The organism is Nocardia puris (assembly GCF_036051655.1).
GTDB lineage: Bacteria > Actinomycetota > Actinomycetes > Mycobacteriales > Mycobacteriaceae > Nocardia > Nocardia puris.
Genome location: NZ_CP107943.1, coordinates 7,757,581 through 7,777,919, shown reverse-complemented (window position 1 = coordinate 7,777,919; position 20,339 = coordinate 7,757,581). Strand labels below are relative to the sequence as shown.

Annotated in this window: 15 protein-coding genes and 1 pseudogene; 11 read left to right on the top strand and 5 right to left on the bottom strand. The window is 66.5% G+C overall.

What is annotated here, in order from left to right; translation table 11 throughout:
* Window positions 1-101: 101 nt before the first annotated feature.
* Together OHB21_RS36055 and drmB are read left to right on the top strand one after the other, a co-directional pair.
* Window positions 102-3,155 (top strand): helicase-related protein, encoded by a 3,054-nt coding sequence (locus OHB21_RS36055; RefSeq protein WP_228791813.1) that lies wholly within the window; start codon window positions 102-104, stop codon window positions 3,153-3,155.
* Window positions 3,136-4,953, top strand: coding sequence for a DrmB family protein (gene drmB / locus OHB21_RS36050; protein WP_195126319.1), 1,818 nt, complete (start codon window positions 3,136-3,138; stop codon window positions 4,951-4,953). The genes OHB21_RS36055 and drmB overlap by 20 nt, the downstream gene beginning before the upstream one ends.
* Window positions 4,954-5,052: 99 nt before the next feature.
* Here the strand turns inward: drmB and OHB21_RS36045 are convergent, their stop codons facing one another.
* The 5 genes and pseudogenes from OHB21_RS36045 to OHB21_RS36025 form a co-directional block, all read right to left on the bottom strand.
* Entirely contained in the window at window positions 5,053-6,165 is a 1,113-nt protein-coding gene (locus tag OHB21_RS36045; protein WP_228791812.1) for a DNA cytosine methyltransferase, read from the bottom strand.
* Window positions 6,166-6,202: 37 nt separating this feature from the next.
* Window positions 6,203-7,225: a DNA cytosine methyltransferase gene (locus tag OHB21_RS36040; RefSeq protein ID WP_195126318.1), complete on the bottom strand. Its 1,023-nt coding sequence runs from the start codon at window positions 7,223-7,225 to the stop codon at window positions 6,203-6,205.
* A 132-nt stretch (window positions 7,226-7,357) separates the two neighbouring features.
* Window positions 7,358-8,585 (bottom strand): annotated as a pseudogene (locus OHB21_RS36035) (IS3 family transposase).
* Window positions 8,586-8,906: 321 nt separating this feature from the next.
* Window positions 8,907-9,929, bottom strand: a complete 1,023-nt coding sequence (locus tag OHB21_RS36030) for a Gfo/Idh/MocA family protein (protein ID WP_324192217.1) — start codon at window positions 9,927-9,929, stop codon at window positions 8,907-8,909.
* Window positions 9,930-9,954: 25 nt separating this feature from the next.
* A complete protein-coding gene (locus OHB21_RS36025) occupies window positions 9,955-10,959 on the bottom strand; it encodes a LacI family DNA-binding transcriptional regulator (protein ID WP_067508857.1) in 1,005 nt (334 codons plus the stop codon).
* 258 nt (window positions 10,960-11,217) lie between these two features.
* On the opposite strand from OHB21_RS36025, the gene OHB21_RS36020 reads away from it, so the two are divergent.
* From OHB21_RS36020 to OHB21_RS35980, 9 genes are all read left to right on the top strand, one after another.
* Window positions 11,218-12,120, top strand: coding sequence for a TIM barrel protein (locus OHB21_RS36020; protein ID WP_195126073.1), 903 nt, complete (start codon window positions 11,218-11,220; stop codon window positions 12,118-12,120).
* A 25-nt stretch (window positions 12,121-12,145) separates the two neighbouring features.
* Complete coding sequence (locus tag OHB21_RS36015; RefSeq protein WP_195126074.1) at window positions 12,146-13,135, top strand: sugar ABC transporter substrate-binding protein; 990 nt, start codon at window positions 12,146-12,148, stop codon at window positions 13,133-13,135.
* Between the two features lie 18 nt (window positions 13,136-13,153).
* The gene (locus OHB21_RS36010; RefSeq protein WP_067508862.1) at window positions 13,154-14,206 is read left to right on the top strand and encodes an ABC transporter permease; all 1,053 of its coding nucleotides are present in this window, start codon (window positions 13,154-13,156) and stop codon (window positions 14,204-14,206) included.
* Window positions 14,203-14,985 (top strand): ATP-binding cassette domain-containing protein, encoded by a 783-nt coding sequence (locus tag OHB21_RS36005; protein WP_067508865.1) that lies wholly within the window; start codon window positions 14,203-14,205, stop codon window positions 14,983-14,985. Before OHB21_RS36010 ends, OHB21_RS36005 begins: the two co-directional genes overlap by 4 nt.
* Window positions 14,982-15,920, top strand: a complete 939-nt coding sequence (gene iolC / locus OHB21_RS36000; RefSeq protein WP_067508867.1) for a 5-dehydro-2-deoxygluconokinase — start codon at window positions 14,982-14,984, stop codon at window positions 15,918-15,920. The genes OHB21_RS36005 and iolC overlap by 4 nt, the downstream gene beginning before the upstream one ends.
* Window positions 15,917-16,825 carry a Cgl0159 family (beta/alpha)8-fold protein gene (locus OHB21_RS35995; RefSeq protein WP_198161732.1) on the top strand — a complete coding sequence of 303 codons (909 nt, stop codon included), beginning with the start codon at window positions 15,917-15,919 and terminating at the stop codon, window positions 16,823-16,825. Before iolC ends, OHB21_RS35995 begins: the two co-directional genes overlap by 4 nt.
* Complete coding sequence (iolB, locus tag OHB21_RS35990) at window positions 16,822-17,712, top strand: 5-deoxy-glucuronate isomerase (RefSeq protein ID WP_067508869.1); 891 nt, start codon at window positions 16,822-16,824, stop codon at window positions 17,710-17,712. Before OHB21_RS35995 ends, iolB begins: the two co-directional genes overlap by 4 nt.
* Window positions 17,709-19,568: a 3D-(3,5/4)-trihydroxycyclohexane-1,2-dione acylhydrolase (decyclizing) gene (gene iolD, locus OHB21_RS35985; protein WP_195126075.1), complete on the top strand. Its 1,860-nt coding sequence runs from the start codon at window positions 17,709-17,711 to the stop codon at window positions 19,566-19,568. The genes iolB and iolD overlap by 4 nt, the downstream gene beginning before the upstream one ends.
* 478 nt (window positions 19,569-20,046) lie before the next feature.
* Window positions 20,047-20,253 carry a cold-shock protein gene (locus tag OHB21_RS35980; protein WP_067508873.1) on the top strand — a complete coding sequence of 69 codons (207 nt, stop codon included), beginning with the start codon at window positions 20,047-20,049 and terminating at the stop codon, window positions 20,251-20,253.
* Window positions 20,254-20,339 lie beyond the last annotated feature (86 nt).

The window sequence follows — 20,339 nt, the reverse complement described above, 5'->3', positions numbered from 1 at the left end:
AGCAACAAGCCCTCGGCCATCTCCGAGCGTCGTTGGTTGGGCCGGAAGGAGGCCCTACTGAGACCGTTGGTAATCCTCCTTACAGGCAGTATGCAGTTGGCATGCTTTTTCCTCTGGAAGGTGGCGGCGTGAGGCCGGGCGAGGGGAGGGGACCGGAAATCGAGGACGTCGATGCAGATGTCGTCGACGGCGATGTCGAAGAGTCGGGTGCAGCTGTTCCTCTCGCCGAGGACTGGCGGCCGTCTTCGGTGGCGGTATCGTTTGTAACCGGTGCCGAAACGGTGCACGTCGACTTCGCCTGTGGCACATATACACAAGTCGAAGGCGATGGCCCTCCAAGGTGGCAGCGGACCCCGCACTCTTTCACCGATCTCGCCCTCTCAAAAGGGACTGGCCCTCGCCGGCTCATGGCCGATCGCGTACCTCTAGAGATCGGTGCGCGATGGCGAGACTACAAGGGTGCTCAGCTCGTGACCGTGCATGTCCGTGTACAGACACGGTCAACCGGTGACGAGAGGCACGATGTGCCGCTTATGCTCTTTCAGGCAGATCTGGGCGTCCGACCGGTCAACGGACACGTTCTCGAGTACGACATGACTCGGGCGTTCGATGCTGACCCCGAGGCTGCGGAGCTCCGGGTTCGGTACCGGAACCGCAAGGTGTTCGCAGTCGGACATGGTATGGCTGCTGATTGGGAACTCGGTGAGAACGGTTGCTCACGAGTGTTTCTCAGCCCAGTGCCCGCTTTCGTCGTTCCAGCGGTTGAGACAACCGGTTTCGCTGAAGGTTCCGCGGAAGCCCAGGCGTTGGATTTGAAGTACCTCACCACGATTAGTGAGAGTCCTGACACCGTGCTCGCCTCGCTGCAAGCATTTGTCGAAGCTTTCGTGCGTTGGACGATTCAGCAGAGTGCGCGGGTGGACGAATTCGGGAAAGATAGTTCGGTTGCACGCCGGATCGTCAGCCGATCTGAACGAGCGGCGGATCGCATGGTCCAAGGCCTGGACGTACTGCGCGATCCTCATAGAGATCAGCTGCGCATAGCCTTTGGGTTGGGTATGGAAGCCATGAGGCTTCAGATGCTTCAAAGCCAGAAGGTCGACGGGAAGGTGCTACGCGAGCCTAGGTGGCGGCCGTTCCAGCTCGGGTTCTTGCTTATCGCGCTGGCCTCTACCGTCGATCCGGAGCACGACGACAGAGAACTCGTCGACCTGATCTGGTTCCCGACCGGTGGCGGCAAGACCGAGGCGTATCTAGGTCTCGCTGCGATCGAGATATTTCGCAGAAGACTTGCCTACGGTTTGGCAGGAGGAGGAACTGCAGTACTGACGCGGTACACACTTCGGCTGTTGACGTCGCAACAGTTCCAACGTGCAGCAGCACTTATTTGTGCCATGGAACTTATGCGTGTGAAGCACCCGTCCGTCGATGGTATGCCGCCCTTCTCGATCGGGCTGTGGGTGGGAAACGAAGTCACGCCCGGAACTCAGACCGAAGCACTCGAGGCCCGCGACCGACTGATCAAGGCGGCGCGGCCCGAAGAGGCCAATGGTTTCCAAGTCGAAAGCTGTCCGTGGTGTCAGACAGCTCTGGTGCCGGAGAGTAGAAGTAGCAACGCGTCGGACTACGGCGTGCGCCAGGAAGGCAGCGCCACGGTGCTGTACTGCGTCAACACAGCGTGCGAGTTCCATGACCGACTCCCCCTCGAAGTGGTCGACCAGGCCATCTACGAGGAGCCGCCGACAATTCTTCTCGCGACCGTCGACAAGTTCGCTCGTCTCCAGTTCAAGCCCGAGGCGGGACGCTTGCTAGGTATCGGGACGACGTTCAAGCAGCCATCGATGATCATCCAAGATGAGCTGCATCTGTTATCAGGCCCTCTGGGGACGACGGTGGCTGTCTTCGATGCGGTGACCCAAGTGCTCCTGAGTCGTTCAGGCACCACACCGAAGATCGTCGCCTCAACAGCCACAATCAGGGCCTCTGACGATCAGGTCAAAGGACTGTACGGACGGGAGGTCGCTCTCTATCCGCCCTCCGGACTCGATGATGATCGGACGTTCTTCTCCCGCCCTGTCGAGAGTGGAGAGGGGCGCCTGTACGTCGGACTGATGCCCCAGTCAGTGTCGCAGCCATCCGCCGTGATCTCCGCCGTCACCCCGCTCGTCGAATTGCCGGGTGCCCTCTCGCTCAACGGCGTTGATGGTCCGCCCAGAGATGCCTATTGGACCGTGGTCCTATACCACAACAGCCTTCGGGAACTGGGGCGGACCAGTACTCTTGTCGTCGACGATGTCAACGGTCGCCTCGAACCGAGAGCTGAGCGGCTCGGAATTCCGCTCCGACAGATCAGGGCGGGGAAGGTTCTCGAACTTACCAGTAGGCGCGGCGCAGAAGAGTTGCCCAATGACCTTCGGGCGTTGCGAACGCGCGCGGACGCGTCCGATGAGGCAGTGGACGTCGTGCTCTCGTCGAATATGCTGTCCGTCGGAATCGATATTCCGCGGCTCGCGGTGATGCTCATGGTCGGGCAGCCCAAGACCACCGCGGAGTACATCCAAGCCACCAGTCGTGTTGGACGAGGCGATATTCGGGGTGTGGTGGTCACACTGTTCCGCTCCAGCAGAGCGCGGGACCGCTCTCACTTCGAGTCCTTCCGCGGGTACCACGAGGCGCTATACCGCAGCGTAGAACCGACGAGCGTAACTCCGTGGTCATTGGCCTCGCGTGATCGATCGCTCGCCGGGGCCGTCGTAGCTTTGCTACGGCAGTCGATCTCGCCTTTGGCTGCCAACGACGGAGCCATTCGTTTCGACCTCCAGGACGACCGCTTCAGCCATGTTGTAGAGCGGCTGGTGAAGAAGTTTCTCTCCTATGTCGACAAGTCCGAGCCGATCGAGCTTCGCGAGACCGAGGAAGCAGTGTGGAGGTTGCTACGCGATTGGGATCGACGGGCTTCTCAGGCACGGGAAGATAAGAAGGGTTTCGGATATGAGCGTCGTTCCAAGTCCGAGTCCGGCGCATTGCTCAAGAGGTTCGGACAACCGGGCGAGGGTTGGCTCGTGGGTGACTCCATGAGGTCTGTCGAGCCGAACGTGGCCGTCGAAGTCCAGGAACCGCAGGAGGAGGTGCTCCGTGGAAAAGATCAAGCATGATCTCCGACTTTCGGAGACGATCACACCGTTCGGCGTAGGCGCGATCACCGATATCCGCGGGGAGTCACTCATGGCGCCAGACACATCGTGGTGGGACACCAAGACTGCGTCGGAAGTCGTGTGCGAGCGGCTTATGGCCAGACTTGGAGCGGGCGTCCTCAGGCAGCCTCCTACGCACGCTGGTCGCACTGGCAAGACCACGGCATCGCTGCTGTATTGGAGGTTTCCAGCGTGGCGGTTCTGTGAGCGATGTGGGAAGCTCTCAAAGCTCACGGGGCGCAAGAAGGGAAAATGGGACAACCACTGTGAATGCGGTGGATTGCTGGTCCCTATGAGGTTCGTTGCAGTCTGCGAGAAGGGCAGTCACATACAGGACATTCCTTGGTTTCAGTGGGCACACCGCGGACGCGAAGCGGAGCTGAATGAGGCGGTACGCGTATGCCGAGCTTACAAGGAGTTGCGATTTCGCAAGGTTGCTTCACGAGGGGAAGGACTCGGATCACTCGTTGTCACTTGCTATGGGTGCGGAAACTCGCGTTCCTTCGCAGAGCTCGTCGGCAGAGGATCGCTTGGCCGTGACGGTATTCGGTGTGGGAGCCGACAGCCTTGGGAGCATGAGGACACGATCGGCAGGGAGCCGTGTTCCCATCCGCTCGTAGCGGTGCAGCGAGGCGCTACCGGCAACTACATCGCGGAGCGGATCTCCGCACTCGACATCCCGGAGGAGCGCCCGCAATCAGCTCGAGTCGCCGACAAGATTCGAGGACACGTCTACTTTGACAGGCTCGTTGCCGACAACGGTGGACCCCAAGCCGAGATGGTCGCAGGCTGGATCGCCGAGGAGTTCGGCGTAACCGCCGATGCGGTTCTCGCCGTTGCCGCAGGGAAGGACGCTACTGCCGATGAAATGCTGCTCGACCTCAAAGATGGTGAATGGGCGGCATTCGTAGAGAAGCTTTCCTCCCGGCGAGACACCAGTGGAGGAGAGTTCGTGGTCGATGGCCGTTCGCTTCGTGAGGTGGACGGGCCGAAGAGCCTGCTCGAAGTTGTCAACGGGGTCGGGCAGGTCCGCCGAGTCCGAGAGGTTCGAGCGCTGCGAGGTTTTCGCCGTTATGACGCCGACGCTGCGCTGGTTCCGGCGGATATCGGTCCGAATAGGTACCGATACCCGACCTACCCGGCCGTCGAGATGTTCGGAGAGGGGGTATTCCTTCGGTTCGATGAGCAGGTTCTGTCCGAATGGGAGTCTTTGCCGGAGGTTCAAGCCCGTGCGAGTATCCTGGCGCAGCGTCGTGCGGGCGTCGAGTGGGCAAAGAAGCGCATGGATGCCGCCGAACCGCGCTATATCGCGCTGCACACCTTCGCTCATCTTCTCATCCGCAGGCTGGCTTTCGAAAGCGGCTACGCATCTGCCGCGCTCCAGGAACGTATCTATGCGAATTCGGACCGTTCGGACAAGACTGCCGGAATCTTGATATACACCGCGGCAGGCGACGCGCAGGGAACACTCGGTGGCCTCGTCAGACTTGGCGAGCCAAAGAAGCTGGTTTCACTGCTGGTGTCAGCGCTCGAGGATGCCGATTTCTGTTCGAACGACCCGGTTTGTATTGAGAGCGACAGCCAGGGTGCATCGCAACTGAATCTTTCAGCGTGCCACGGGTGCTCGCTTGTCAGCGAGACCTCGTGTGAGACGGCGAACCGCCTACTCGACCGCCAGCTTGTATTGGGGGGAAGCGACGTTCGTGGGCTCCTGGACGGGGTGCTGGACGAAACCAGGCAGGCAACGTCCAGCTATTGAGACGGGCGCCGTTCTGACCGTTCGGCGCGACCTGACTCGGCGGGGCGACTTGGTGCGAATAGCATGCACTCGACCGAATGCGTCCATATGGGGCTGGTTTCAGCTTTGGGCGAGGTCCGGCAACCGTCCAGCGAGTAGAGCCGGCTCGCCCGCAAGTGTGCGCCGCTGTACTTCAGCCCAAGGGACCTCGAGAACCCGCCTAACGTCTTCGCCGTCAATCTGTTTACCTAAGGCAGCCGAGAGGACATGTAGTGCGAAGACTGGAGGTACGGCGTTACCGATTTGTTGTGCGACCGCACCACCTGACCACGGATAGTCCAGCGGGAAGCTCTGTAGACGACCGGCCTCTTCCAGCTTGAACCGGCTCTCTTGGCCACTGGCGATCACGCGATTACGCGAGATCTTCCCCGTCACGGTTGCGGCGGGCTGATATGACGTTCGTCTGCCTCGGAGCTTGGGGTCACCGCCTGTGCCGTAGTTGGACACGACCTCGAACGGGATACGCCTGTGCGGCAGTGCGTCTCCCATCGTCTCCCATGGTTGCCGAGTTGCATCACCTGCTGAGCGATCGCGCCCCTTTCGGTAGCGTCGATGCGTCGGTTTCGGCAGTTTGCGTTCTCCATCAAGGGAAGCTATCAAAACCGCACGTCGGCGTGTCTGAGGTACTCCGAACTCCTCCGTATGGAGCACACCGAAATCAGCCTGGTAACCGATCCGCTCCAGAACTTCTGCCATAGCCTCCCACACCGGTAGTACAGCTGGAACCTGCTCCAGCACGATGGTGCTATAGGCAGAGCCGCTCTGATGCGCTTCGAGTCCCCATCGCAACGGCTCGAGTACCAGTCCGGTCCGTTCGTCGTCGAACTCTGCGATCTCGGGACGGACATCGTCGCCCGCGCCCATGCGCGCGATCAGGGCAAGTACACGATCCAACGCCTTCCGGCCAGCGCCAGTGCCCGCGACAGTGAACGTCTGGCATGGAGGCCCGCCGGTAAGGATGGTTGCTGAACTTACCGACGTGGGGCCGAACGCCCGCACATCGTGCAGTTCGTGGTTGAAGCCCGCCTTGTGGCGTGTCGCACAAGCGTCAGCATCCCACTCGAAGCCGTACACATTCAAACCTAACCAGCGCGCGGCGACATCGAACCCACCTGGCCCGGCAAACAAGTCGACCATGTCCACCTGATCGAGATCCACAGAAGCCACGGGCATAGCACTGGATCGTAGTCGGTCTGAGGGGCCGTTCACACTAGTGCTTGAGCGCGGACATCAGCGCCTGCCCGATCGCTCGAGCGACCGGTGGTGGTGTCGCGTTCCCGACCTGCCGATACTGTGCGGTCTTTCTTCCGCACAGTTGCCAGTAGACCGGGAATCCTTGCAGAATCGCAACCTGGTCGACGGTGAGTCGGACTCGGCCGTTGGCAACATCCGGCTGGAATCTGAAGTCGCAGCTGGGTGGTTCGTCCCACAGCGACTTACCCTCGATACCGAGCCGTGCCCACGCACGTTGGGATCCGCTCGGGCCGAGATCTGCACCGCCTCGGTCCCACGATCCGCCGACTATCGTGGGTGCGAGATCGTCGGCATACGTTGCCCAAACATCTGCTTCTGCCCAGCCACGCGACCCCATTGATGCTCTGAGCACGGAGCCGACGGTGAGATTGGACGACGGCGGCGCCGTCGGGAGATTAATTTCGAACACCTCCATTCCGCGATCACGAAAAGCAACTAGCAGTCCAAGTAGACGGTGTTGCGGTACACCGAAGTTGGAGGCATCGATCACCAGCCATCGGTAGTCATATCCGGCGCGGATCAGGTATTTCTCGACGTAGGAACGACTTTCGGCGTAGTCCGACTTGAGCACAAGGTCCGGGACGTTCTCTACCAGCAAGGCGCGTGGAAGTAGTTCACTCACAAGGCGACCGGTGGTTTCCAACAAGGCCAACTCGGATCCGTCTCCACGTGGGCGTGAGACTGTTGCCGCCGACCGCACTCTTGGCAAACCTGCAGCCAGCAGGTCCACTCCGTCACCGGCATCGAGATGGGTACGAAGATCTAATGTAAGCAAATCAGCCTGCAACACCGACCATTTCGGGCGATTTGTGCGGAGCGTCGTACAGGCGATACCCAGGTTCTCGATCAGGACCAGCGGATCGAACCCTGCCTGCTCGAGGCCGAGCGCCATGCCTCCAGCGCCAGCACAAAGCTCGATCGACTTGAATCGACGCCCGACCCTTGTAGACCGCAGGCTAACACCCCGCTTGTCGCCCATCGACGCCCCTCTTCCAGCGTCCTACGATCGTCACCTAGTCCAGGATAGCCCGGGAGCGCGATTCGAGGCGTTCATACGCAGCAGCGTTCTGCGTCGGGCCTTGACCCCGGAGATTGGACACGGGGTGTGTGATTACGCGGCGTGAGCCACGCCATCGAGTGTGTGGGCGATCTCGTAGTCGACGGGGCTGAGGTAGCCGCAGTAGGAATGCCTTCGCAGGGTGTTGTAGCGGGTGATTCACCGGAACACCGCCAACCGCGCCGCTCGCGGTGATTCCCACCGGGCCGCGCCTTGCAGTGACTCGCGTTTCAGGGTTGCGTTGAACGATTCCGCGAGGGCATTGTCCGCGCTCGTGCCTACTGCGCCTGTCGATTGGGTAACGCCCAGCCTCGTGCACAGGTCGGCGAACGCCTTTGCGGTGTACTGACTTCCGCGATCGGCATGAAAGACGGCTCCAGCGAGACTGCCGCGGGTCGCGGCTGCGGCGGTGAGGGCGTTTTCGACCAGTTCGGTGCGCATGTGCTCAGCGATCGACCAGCCGACCACGCGGCGGGAGAAGCAGTCGATCACCGTGGCCAAGTTGCAAGAACTCGCCGTCTCCGCAGGGCAGGTAGGTGATGTCGCCGACGTATTTGGTGTTCGGTGCCGACGCGGTGAAATCGCGGCGGACCAGGTCTTGGGCTGGGGTATCGGCAGGGTCGGGCAGGGTCGTTCGGTGCCGGCGGCGAAGCCGTAAGCCCTCGATGTTGTTCTCGCGCATGATCCTTGCGATGCGTTTGTGGTTGATCCGTGCTCCGGCAGGTACATCGTGGTTGAGCTCGGCGGTGATCCGGGGCCGCCCGCAGGTGTTGTCGGCGTCGTGGACCGCGCGGATCCGGGTGGCGAGGTCGGCATCGGCAGCAGCGCGGGTTGCTCGTTGGTCGGCGGCACTGATCCAGGCGTAGTACGACGATCGGGCCAGGCCGATGACCTGGCATAACCGCTTCACCTCGAAGGTGTGGCAGTGGTCGGCGACGAACTGGAAGCGGGTCACCAGCGCGTCTCCCCGGCGAAATATTTGGCCGCCGATCGCAGGATGTCACGCTCGGTCTCGAGCTTGGCCTTCTCGGCTTTGACCTGGGCGAGCTCTGCCCGCAGGCGGGCGGCTTCTTGCTCGGGAGTCTCCTGCCTGGTGGGCCCGGGCACCGGATTTGTTCGGGGTTTCCGGATCGGGACACCCGGCTTTCTTGAGCCACGCGGTCAGCGAGCCGTGGGAAATGCCGAGGTCAGCAGCGATCCCGACCACGGTCGCGTCTGCGGTGTCGCGGTAGAGCGCGACCGCGTCGCGGCGGAACTCGTCGGTGTAGTGCTTCTTGGACATCGGGTGAATCTTCTCGCTTTCCCTGGTCTGAGACCAAGCTCAAGCGTGTCCATCACCCGGGGGCAAGGCCCGTCACCCTTTGAGCCCACTCTCGTCGCTCGACATCTGCCGTGTAGTCACTGTGCTGGTGTCGGAATAGCGGATGTTGTGCCAGGAACCAGCACGTACCAACCGGCGAGGCCGCTGGCGGATCGCCCGCGGTGGGTGGCGGGGCGTGCCGGGTTCGGTGAACAGGATGGCGGAGCTGACCGATGGCAAGCTGGCCGCCTCGCTGAGCAAGGGCGGGCGGCTGGAGCAGGGGCGGCGACGTGGGGATGGAAGTCAGCGGCGGACTTCGGTCAGTGGCACCGGCCGCCGCTCCCGGCGCGACACCTCACAAGCCTCCGCAACATAAAATGCTTCCAGCGCATCCGCTGGGGTGCAGGGACTTTCGAGGCTTCCCGCGACCACTGAGAGGAAGGTTTGGAGTTCGGTGGTGTAGGCCTCGCGGAAGCGGTCCATGAAGTTGGGGTATGGGGGGTGGGGGGAGGGGGTGGCTCCGGGTTCGGCGGAGTGGAGGGGGGAGCGGGGGTCGAGGCCGACGATGGTGTTGGTGGTGGAGCCCAGCACTTCGAGGCGGACGTCGTAGCCGGCGCCGTTGTAGCGGGTGAGGGAGACGGTGGCGAGGGTGTCGTCGTCGAGGCGCAGGAGGACGGCGGCGGTGTCGACATCGCCCGCGGCGGTGAAGAATTGGTCACCGCGGTTGGCGCCGGTGGCGTAGACCTCGACGATGTCGCGGCCGGTGACCCAGCGGATGATGTCGAAATCGTGGACGCCGCAGTCGCGGAAGAGGCCGCCGGAGCGGGGGATGTATTCGGCCGGGGGCGGGGCGGGGTCGAGGGTGGTGGCGCGCACCGTGTGGAGGCGGCCGAGTTCGCCTGTGGCGACGGCGTTTCGGGCGGCGCGGTAGCCGGCGTCGAAGCGGCGTTGGAATCCGATCTGGACCGGGACGGTCGAGTCGGCGACGTGCTCGAGGACGGCGAGGGTGCCGTCGATGTCGGCGGCGACCGGCTTCTCGCAGAACACGGGGATGCCGCGGTCGACGGCGGCGGTGATCAGCTCCGGGTGGGAATCGGTCGCTGTGGTGATGACCAGGCCGTCGATCCCGGAGCCGAGCAGGGTCTCGATATCGGCAGCGAAGCGCAGGCCGAGTTTGTCGGCGGCGCCGCGGGCGCGATCGGGGTCGGCGTCGGCGACCACGACGGTGTCGACTTCCTCGAAAGCGGCGAGGGTTTCGGCGTGCGCCACGCCGATGCGGCCGGTGCCGGCGAGGCCGATGAGGCGAGGGGTGACGAGCTCGGACACGATTGTCTCCGTTCGGATTCGGGGGTCAGCGCGGCGGCACGGCGGTCGTCGCGCGGACCACGAGAGTGGGCTCGAGGCGCAGCCGGACCGGGGTGGTCCGCCCGTCGCGGAGCCGTTCGGCCAGCGCCACCACGGCGAGCCGGCCGATCTTGGTGCGGGGCTGGTCGACGGTGGTGAGCGACACGTGCCGCAGCGCGGCCAGTGAGCTGTTGTCGTAGCCGACGATCGAGACATCCTGCGGCACACGCAGTCCCGCTTCTTCCAGCGCCGACATGGCGCCCACGGCGTTGAAGTCGTTGCCGCACACCAGTGCCGTGGGAAAGGCGTTGCGGGAGAAGAGTTTCAGGATCTTGCCGACGGCGGCGATGCCCGCGTCGTCGGTGTGCTCGCTGGGGATGACGAGGGGTTCGAGCCCGTGCCGCTCCATGGCGGCCACGTAGCCGCGGCGGCGGGGCGCTGCGGTGAAGGCCGACCCGCCGTCGAAGTGCACGATGCGGCGGTGGCCGAGCCCGGCCAGGTGGTCGACGGCCAGCGCCGCACCGGCCTCGCCGTCGTCGTTGACCGTGTCGACGGCGGCGATGGACGAATTGCGCGACACCAGCACGATCGGGCACTGCCGGGCCGCCTCGCGGATCGCGGCGGCGGGCAGCACGGGAGAGAGCAGCACGATCCCGCCCGGCCGGAACGACAGTAGCGTTTCGAGCGCCGTGCGTTCGCGGGTGGCGCTGCGCCTGCCGGTGTTGAGGATCAGTTCCAGCCCGGCGTCCTGCGCCGCCGCGTCCATGCCCTCGACCACATCTCCGAAATAGGCGTTGCGCAGGTCGGACACCATGACGCCCACCATGTTCGAGGTGCGGCTGGCCAGCGACCTGGCCAGCATGTGCGGTTGATAGCCGAGGTCCTGCGCGGCGGCCAGGACGGCCCGGCGACGGTGCTCGCTCACCTTGGGCGACCCGCGCATGACCAGGGAGACCAGCGCGCGGGAGACGCCGGCGCGGGCGGCGACGTCCTCCATCGTGGGTCGGGTCACGGGAGCCTCCGAGGGGAGCGGCGAGTGGGGATGTGAGGCACGGTACTGGGTCGGCGCGCCCCGGGCAATAGAGCGCTCCAATACCTCCCCGCCAACCCGCGAGCTACCCGCCGGTAAACAAGTACCGCGAGGTAGATGACGAAAACAGCCTCGTGCGTACCTCTTGACACACTATGACGCAGGTTACATAGTTGGAGCGCTCTAACGATTTCCACGAGCGCCCCCGTGACCGATCATCGACAGGCCGGAGTAGTCCTGATGACCGATTCGACACACCCCCTGCGCCTGGCCGCCGCGCCGATCTCCTGGGGCGTCTGCGAAGTGCCCGGCTGGGGCCACGTGCTGGACGCGCGCACCGTGCTCGCGGAGATGGCCGGGCTCGGGATCACCGCCGCCGAACTCGGTCCGCCGGGCTACCTCCCCACGGAACCGGCCAACCTGCGCGTCCTGTTGGACGAGTACGGCATCGGCGTGGTCGGCGGTTTCTTGGCGGTGCCGTTGCACCGGGAGACCGGCGCCGCGCTCACCGCCGCGCGCGACACTGCTCGCCTGCTCGCCGCCGCGGGCGCCGAAGTGCTGGTGCTGGCCGCCGCCACCGGCGAATCCGGATACGACAGCAGGCCGGTGCTCACCACCCACGAGTGGCGCACCTTGATCGACACCGCCGCCACCATTCGCGACATCGCCGCCGAGCACGAGGTGCGCACGGTCCTGCACCCGCATGTCGGTACCTGTGTGGAGCGCGACAACGAGGTCGAACGGTTCCTCGCCGACTCCGACCTCGACCTGTGCCTGGACACCGGCCACCTGCTGATCGGCGGCACCGATCCGGTCACGCTCGCCGCGCGTCACCCGGACCGGATCGGCCACGTCCACCTCAAGGACGTGCGCGCGGCACTGGCCGAGGAGGTACGCGCCGGCCGTGCGGAATACAGCGCCGCGGTGCGCGACGGCCTCTACGTCCCGCTCGGCGACGGTGACGTGGACATCGCCGCACTCATCCGCCACGTACACGACGCGGGATACCGCGGATGGTATGTGCTGGAACAGGATACGGCCCTCGACCCCTCCGGCACGGCGGCCGGACCGACACACGACACCCGTCGCAGCCTGCGGTACCTGGCGGGCCTCGGCATCGAAACCGCCTGTGCCGGAATCTGATCGGAACGAGCAAGTGAGGACAACGATGTCTGGATCACTTCGACGGCGCCGGTGGCGTGCGCTGCCCTGGCTGGCCGCGGGCGCGGTGCTCGCGGCGTGCAGCGGGCCGGGCGCCGACACCGCGGGCACCACCCAGACCCCGGTCGCGGCGGGCACTCTCGAATCGGTCGCGGTGGTGACCCACGGCACCGCGGGCGACGCGTTCTGGAACGTGGTGAAGAACGGCGCGGAGGCGGCCGGGGAGCGGCTGGGCGTGCGAGTGGACTACACCTCCGACGGTGATCCCGGCGGGCAGTCGAAGCTCATCGACAACGCGATCGCCCAGGGCGTCGACGGCCTGGTGGTGTCGATGGCGAACCCGGAAGCGCTGCGGCCCTCGGTCGAACGGGCGATCGCCTCGGGCATCCCGGTGGTGACGATCAACTCCGGCGAGGCCGACTCGGCGCGGTTCGGCGCGATCGGCCACGTCGGGCAGAGCGAGCGCCTGGCCGGTGAATCGGCCGGACGGCGGCTGGCGGAGGCGGGAAAGACCAAGCTGCTGTGCGTGATCCACGAGGCGGGCAATATCGGCGCCAACGAGCGCTGCGGCGGCGCGACCAACGGATTCGGTGGCAACGCCACCACCTTGCAGGTCGACATCAACAATCCGACCGACGCGCAGGCCAGGATCAAGGGCGCGCTGGAGGCCGACCGGTCGATCGACGCGGTCCTCACGCTGAACTCCCAGATCGCCGCCCGCGCGGTGGACGCGGTCTCGGAGTCCTCCTCGCAGGCGGCGGTGGCGACATTCGATCTGAATACCGATGTGGTGGAGGCGATCCGGTCGGGGCGGCTGCTGTTCGCCGTGGACCAGCAGCAGTACGAACAGGGCTACCTGCCGATCGTGATGCTCCAGCTGTACCGGACGAACCTGAACTCGGTCGGCGGCGGCCTGCCGGTGCAGACGGGGCCGGCGTTCGTCGACGACGGCAACGTCGACGCCATCGCCCCGCTGGTCGGCCAGGGCACCCGGTGACACCCCAGGAGTGATGAAATGACTGTTGCCACAAAGACATCCTCCGCACCGGGGAACCTGCCCGACGCGGGCCCGTCCCTGCTGAACCGGCTGATCGTGCGGCCCGAGCTCGGCGCCGCGCTCGGCGCGGCCGTGGTGTTCGTGTTCTTCTCGGTGATCACCGATCGGTTCCTGAGCCCGCTCGGTGTCGCGACCTGGCTGGACGACGCCTCGACGCTCGGCATCATGGCGGTCGCGGTGGCGCTGCTGATGATCGGCGGCGAATTCGACCTCTCTGCCGGGGTGATGACCGCGTCCACGGCGCTGATCACGGCGATGCTGGCGGTGCACGCCGGCTGGAACGTGTGGTTCGCACTGCTGGTCTCGCTGGCGTTCGCGCTCACGGTGGGCGCGCTCAACGGGTGGGTCGTGATGCGCACCGGCCTACCGAGTTTCATCGTCACGCTGGGCACTTTCCTTGCCCTGCAAGGGCTCAACCTGGGTGTGACGCGGCTGGTCACCGGCACCGTGCAGGTCTCGGGGATCCGCTCGGCCGACGGATACGACTCGGCCGGTTGGGTTTTCGCGGCCACCACCAATATCGGTGACGCCCGCATCCAGGCGTCGGTGGTGTGGTGGATCGTGCTCACCGCGATCGCCGCGCTGGTGCTGGTGCGCACGCGGTTCGGCAACTGGATCTTCGCGGTGGGCGGTTCGCTGGTCAGCGCGCGGGCCGTCGGCGTGCCCGCGGTGCGCACCAAGATCCTGCTGTTCATGACCACGGCGTTCGCGGGCTGGGTCGTCGGCTCCTGCAATATCATGCGATTCGCGAGCGTGCAGGCGAATCAGGGTGTGGGACTGGAGTTCCAGTACATCATCGCCGCGGTGGTCGGCGGTTGCCTGCTCACCGGCGGCTTCGGCTCGGTGATCGGGGCCGCGATCGGCGCGCTCATCTTCGGTATGGCGCGCCAGGGCATCGTGTTCGCCCGCTGGGACAGCGACTGGTTCATGTTGTTCCTCGGCATCCTGCTGCTTTCGGCGGTGCTGGTGAACAACGCCTTCAAGAAGCGCGCGGAAAGGGTGCGACGATGACCGCTCTGATCGAGACCGAGGGGATCGGTAAGCGCTACGGCGGGGTGGTCGCCCTGCGCGATGTGTCCACCGTGGTGAACGCGGGGGAGGTCACGTGCGTGCTCGGCGACAACGGCGCGGGCAAGTCCACGCTCATCAAGATTCTCGCCGGGGTGCATCAGCACGACGCCGGTGAACTGCGGATCGACGGCGCGCCGGTGCGGCTCGCCTCGCCGCGCGAAGCGCTCGATCGCGGGATCGCCACCGTCTACCAGGATTTGGCGGTGGTGCCGCTGATGAGCGTGTGGCGCAACTTCGTACTCGGTTCCGAACCCACCTACGGCTGGGGTCCGATTCGCCTGCTGGACCGCCGCAAAGGACAGGAGATCGCGCGAAACGCCCTGGCTGACATGGGCATCGACATCCGCGACTTGGAGCAGCCGGTCGGCACGCTCTCGGGCGGGCAGCGCCAGTGCATCGCCATCGCGCGCGCCGTACATTACGGCGCGAAGGTCCTGATCCTGGACGAACCCACGGCGGCGCTGGGTGTGAAGCAGGCCGGTGTGGTGCTGCGGTACGTCGTGCAGGCGCGCGATCGCGGCCTCGGCGTCATCCTCATCACGCACAACCCGCACCACGCCTACCCGGTCGGCGACCGGTTCCTGCTGCTCAAGCGCGGCACCATGCTCGGCTCCTACGAGAAGTCCGAGATCGACCTGCCCGAGCTCACCCGGCAGATGGCCGGTGGCGCCGAACTCGATGCGCTCCAGCACGAATTGGAGCGGGTGGTCTCGCCGTGAGCGCGCTCCAACTGCTCACCGTGGGACGCGTCGGCGTGGATCTGTATCCGTTGCAGAGCGATGTCCCGCTGGCCAGGGTCGAGACGTTCGGCAAGTTCCTGGGCGGCACGGCCACCAATGTGGCGGTCGCGGCGGCTCGGCTCGGCAGGCGCTCGGCGGTGCTCACCAAAGTGGGGCCCGACGGGTTCGGCGATTTCGTGCGCGAGGCCCTGACCGGGTTCGGGGTGTCGCCCGCCCATGTGGGCACCGCCGCGAATCTCCAGACGCCCGTGGTGTTCTGCGCACTCGACCCGCCCGCCGACCCGCCGCTGCTGTTCTATCGGGCGCCGATCGCGCCCGATCTCACGCTCACCGAGGACGACGTGCCCTGGGATGTCGTGGAATCCGTTCCGGTGCTGTGGGTTACCGGCACCGGGGTGTCGGCGGAGCCCGCGCGTGGCACCCAGCGCGCGATCCTGATCCGGCGGGCCCGGCGCGGGCACACCGTGCTGGACCTCGACTACCGGCCGATGTTCTGGCCGGATCCGGAGGTGGCGAGCGCCGAAATCGGTTGGATGCTCGACCATGTCGACGTGGTCGTCGGCAACCGCGCCGAAGTGGAGGTGGCCGTCGGCACCGCCGACCCCGATGCCGCCGCCGATCGCCTGCTCGCGCGCGGAGTGCGGCTCGCGGTGGTGAAACGCGGCGCGGAGGGCGTACTGGTGGCGACCGCCGAGGACCGCTGGACGGTGCCGCCGTGCCCCGTCGAGGTGGTCTGCGGACTAGGGGCCGGTGACGGATTCGGCGGCGCGCTGGTGCACGGACTGCTCGCGGGCTGGCCACCGCAGCGGATCGCCGCCTACGCCAACGCCGCCGGTGCGCTGGTCGCCTCGCGCCTGGCCTGCGCCGACGCCATGCCCACCGCGGCGGAGATCGAGGAGATGCTGTGTTCCTGACCGATGGAACCCGCACCCTGTCCGACGAACGCTGGCGCGAACTGCTGCGCGTGCGCGGCACCGATCCGGGCGCCGTGCACCAGGCCTACGCGGGCCGCCGCCGGCGCCCGAACCTGTTGTCCGAGCGGGGAACCCTGTTCCTGGTCGCCGCCGACCACCCCGCGCGGGGCGCGCTCGGCGTCGGGCCGGACCGCACCGCGATGGCCGACCGGCGCACGCTGCTGGAGCGCTTGCTCATCGCGCTGGACAACCCGGCTGTGGACGGCGTGCTCGGTTCGCCCGACATCGTGGAGGAGCTGCTGCTGCTCGGCGCGCTGGACGACAAGGTCGTCATCGGGTCCATGAACCGGGGCGGGCTGGCCGGCGCGGACTGGGAGATCGACGACCGGTTCACCGGCTACGACGCCGAATCGCTGGTGCGCTGCCGCCTCGACGGCGGGAAAATGCTGCTGCGCCTGGTGGATTCCGATCCCGGCACGGCGCCGACCCTGCACGCGTGCGCGCGGGCGGTGACCCAGCTGGCCGAACACGGGTTGATGGCGATGGTGGAACCGCTGCCGTACCGGCGTGACGAGAACGGCGCGCTGGTGATGCAGAAGGACGCACCGGATCTACAACGCGCCATCACGGTCGCGGCTGGTCTGGGCGTCACCTCCGCGCGCACGTGGCTGAAGATCCCCGCGCCCGAAGATCTTTCGGTGCTGGACGCCACGACGCTGCCAGTGCTGGTGCTCGGCGGCGTGCCGTCGGGCAATCCGGCGACCGACCTCGCGTCGTGGGGCGGGGCGCTGCGGCACGACGTGGTGCGCGGATTGGTGGTCGGGCGCACGCTGTTGTATCCGCCCGACGGTGACGTCGCGGGCGCGGTGGCCGCGGCGGCGCGACTGCTGGAGGCGCGGTCATGACGGCATTGCACCGCCCGGCCGGAACCCTGTGCGACGGTGACGATCCGGTCCTGCTCCGCCCCGCCGACGCGGGCTGGACTTACGCGGGATTGCGCGTCCTCCACCTGTCCGCCGGGGTGCCCCGCACCGTCCACACCGGCGAGTTCGAGGCCTTCGTGCTGCCGCTCTCGGGTGGCTGCGCGGTGCGCGTGGACGGACGCGAGTTCACCCTCACCGGAAGGGATTCGGTGTTCACCAGGGTGACCGACTTCGCCTACGTGCCGCGCGACGCCGAGGTGGAGCTGATCGCCGAGCGTGACGCCGAGATCGCCCTGCCCATGGCGAGATGTGATCGGCGGCTGACGGCGGAATACGGCCCCGCCGAAGGGGTTCCGGTCGAGGTACGCGGCGCGGGCCGAGCCACCAGGCAGGTCAACAACTTCGGTACCCCGGGCGTCTGGGAGCATGCCGACAAACTCAACGCGTGCGAGCTGATCACCCCCGACGGCAACTGGTCGTCGTACCCGCCGCACAAGCACGACGAAGCCTCCGAATGCGAGGTGATCAACGAGGAGATCTACTACTTCCGCATCGCCGGGCGCGACGAGATCACGCCGGGGCCAGAGGGATTCGGCCTGCACCGCACCTACACCGCCGACGGTGAGCTGGACGAGAACGTCGCCGTGCGCGACGGTGACGTATTCCTGATCCCGCGCGGCTACCACGGCCCGTGCGTGGCCGCGCCCGGCTACCCCATGTACTACCTCAACGTACTGGCGGGGCCCGCGCCGCAGCGCTCGATGGCGTTCTGCGACGATCCCGCGCACAGCTGGGTCCGCGCGCACTGGGAGGGCGAGACGGCCGATCCGCGCTGTCCGGTCACGACGCACGAAGGACGGGTTCGATGAAACTGACGACGGCCCAGGCCCTGGTGGCATGGCTGATCGCGCAGCGGTCGCAGACGCTGGACGGCCGCGAAGTCCCGTTGTTCCCCGCCGTTTTCGCGATCTTCGGCCACGGCAACGTGCTCGGGCTCGGGACGGCACTGGCCGAGCGCCGCGACGAGGTCCCCGTGTGGCGCGGACATACCGAGGAGGGCATGGCGCTGGCCGCGGTGGGTCTCGCCAAGACGACGCACCGGCGACAGGTCGGCGTGGCCACGTCCTCGATCGGTCCCGGCGCGCTGAACATGGTGACGGCCGCCGGGGTGGCGCACGCGAACCGGCTGCCGCTGTTGCTGCTCCCCGGTGACACCTTCGTCAGCCGCGCGCCCGACCCGGTGCTGCAACAGGTGGAGCACTTCGACGACCCGACCGCCACCGTCAACGACGCGTTCCGCGCGGTCAGCCGGTACTTCGACCGCTTGACCCGGCCCGAACAGCTGATCTCGACACTGCCGCAGATCGCCCGGGTGCTCACGGATCCGGCCGACGCGGGACCGGTGACGCTCGCGCTACCGCAGGACGTCCAAGCCGAGACCTTCGACTTCCCCGATGCGCTGTTCGAGCCTGTGCTGCACCGGATTCCACGTCCGCGCCCCGACATCGACGCTCTCGCCACGGCCGCCACGGCAGTTCGCGCGGCCCGGCGGCCGCTGCTGGTGCTCGGCGGTGGCGTGCGCTATTCGGGTGCCGGGGAGCGGGCGCGGAAACTGGCTGAGCGGCACGGGATTCCGATCGCCGAGACCACGGCCGGGCGAACCCTGGTGCCCCACGATCATCCGCTCTACGCCGGTCCGCTGGGCATCACCGGCTCGGCGTCGGCGAACTCCCTTGCCGCCGAGGCGGATCTGGTGCTGGCTGTCGGCACGCGGCTCCAGGACTTCACCACCGCCTCCTGGACCGTGTTCGACGCGTCCGCGCGATTCGTCACGGTGAACACCGCGCGCTTCGACGCCGTGAAGCACGGCGCGCTGGCGGTGGTGGGTGACGCCGGGGCGACGCTCGCCGAACTCGGCCCGCTCCTGGACACCTGGCGAGCCGACGAGGACTGGTCGGCCCGAGCGGCCGCGGTGCGCGGGGAATGGGACGCCCATATCGACAAGCTGCGCGCCCCCGGGTCGGGTGTGCCCAGCTACGCGCAGGTGGTCGGCATCGTCAACGAGCTGTCCGGGCCGCGTGACTATGTGCTGACCGCGTCGGGCGGCCTGCCCGGCGAGCTGGTCGGCGGCTGGCGGGCGAGCGGCGGCGCGCCGACGATGGACGTCGAGTACGGCTTCTCCTGCATGGGCTACGAGATCGCCGGCGCGTGGGGCGCGGCCATGGCCCACGCCGAGGGGCTGGTGACCACCCTGCTCGGCGACGGCTCGTATCTGATGCTGAACTCCGAGCTGTTCTCCGCCGCGTTCGCCGGGCACCCGTTCGTCGCGGTGGTGTGCGACAACGACGGCTACGCCGTCATCGCCCGGCTGCAAGAGGGCCAGGGCGGCGCGCCCTTCAACAATTTCTACGCCGACTGCCGGACGACCCACGCCGAGCCGCCACGCGTGGATTTCGCCGCCCACGCCCGATCGCTGGGGTGCGCGGTGTTCCCGGCGAATGATGCGGCCGGGTTCGCGGCGGCCTATCGGGACGCGCGCGCGGTCGCGGTCGCGGAGTCGCGCCCGGCGGTGGTGGTGGTCCGCACGCAGCCGTCGTCGTGGACGGAGGCGGGCGCCTGGTGGGAGGTCGGTGTGCCCGAACACCTGTCCGGACGTTCCTCCTACGAATCCGCGAAAGCGGATCAGCTCCGGTATCTCGCGCCGGGCAAAGAGAAACGGAGTTGACCCGAACTCGGCGCTCGGAAGGTGAGGTTTGCCTGACATTTGCGGTCACAGGTACGGCTGATTTCCGCGATGACGGTACGCGGCAGTACCCGCGGGTTCCGGTCCGCGGCCGTTCGGGCGGAATGGCTCCAGCGGCGTGACCGCGCGGCGGATCGATGTCGGTTGACTATGGTAAATCGTTGCGCTGCAACGTCTTACGAAGGAGGTGTGGTGGGGGGCGGGGCGGGCCGGATGAGCCGGGCCCTGGCGGCCCGTGAGCGGGGGAAGTGGGTGGTGCTGCCGGGTGGAAATACCGCCCGGTAGCCGTCGGTGTTCGCTGCCCGGCGTTGTCGCGCCGCACGACACGTGGGGGTCCCGACGTTGAATAGCTCACAGTGCTCGCGCCGAAAAGTGGAATAAATCGTCGGATGATGGCATTGTAGATCTACGAGACCGGGGCATAACGCTAGCGCCCGGCTCGTCAACAAGAAAGTATGAAATGGCTCAAGGCATTGTGAAGTGGTTCAACAGCGAGAAGGGCTTCGGCTTCATCGCTCAGGACGGCGGAGGCCCCGACGTCTTCGTGCACTACTCGGCGGTCAGTGGCGCCGGGTTCCGCTCCCTGGATGAGGGACAGCGCGTGGAGTTCGAGATCGGCCAGGGTCAGAAGGGCCCGCAGGCCCAGGACGTCCGCGTCGTCGCCTGATTCGACGTGACTTTGCGAGGTCCCGCACCGGCAACGGTGCGGGGCCTTTCGCTATGTCCGGGCACGTCGTGACCGGCGGGCCCGTG

Coding starts and splice junctions, on each gene's coding strand:
- OHB21_RS36055 (WP_228791813.1), top strand. CDS start 102: ATGCTTTTTCCTCTGGAAGGTGGCGGCGTGAGGCCGGGCGAGGGGAGG.
- OHB21_RS36045 (WP_228791812.1), bottom strand. CDS start 6,165: ATGCCCGTGGCTTCTGTGGATCTCGATCAGGTGGACATGGTCGACTTG.
- OHB21_RS36040 (WP_195126318.1), bottom strand. CDS start 7,225: ATGGGCGACAAGCGGGGTGTTAGCCTGCGGTCTACAAGGGTCGGGCGT.
- OHB21_RS36020 (WP_195126073.1), top strand. CDS start 11,218: ATGACCGATTCGACACACCCCCTGCGCCTGGCCGCCGCGCCGATCTCC.
- OHB21_RS36015 (WP_195126074.1), top strand. CDS start 12,146: ATGTCTGGATCACTTCGACGGCGCCGGTGGCGTGCGCTGCCCTGGCTG.
- OHB21_RS36010 (WP_067508862.1), top strand. CDS start 13,154: ATGACTGTTGCCACAAAGACATCCTCCGCACCGGGGAACCTGCCCGAC.
- OHB21_RS36005 (WP_067508865.1), top strand. CDS start 14,203: ATGACCGCTCTGATCGAGACCGAGGGGATCGGTAAGCGCTACGGCGGG.
- iolB (WP_067508869.1), top strand. CDS start 16,822: ATGACGGCATTGCACCGCCCGGCCGGAACCCTGTGCGACGGTGACGAT.
- iolD (WP_195126075.1), top strand. CDS start 17,709: ATGAAACTGACGACGGCCCAGGCCCTGGTGGCATGGCTGATCGCGCAG.
- OHB21_RS35980 (WP_067508873.1), top strand. CDS start 20,047: ATGGCTCAAGGCATTGTGAAGTGGTTCAACAGCGAGAAGGGCTTCGGC.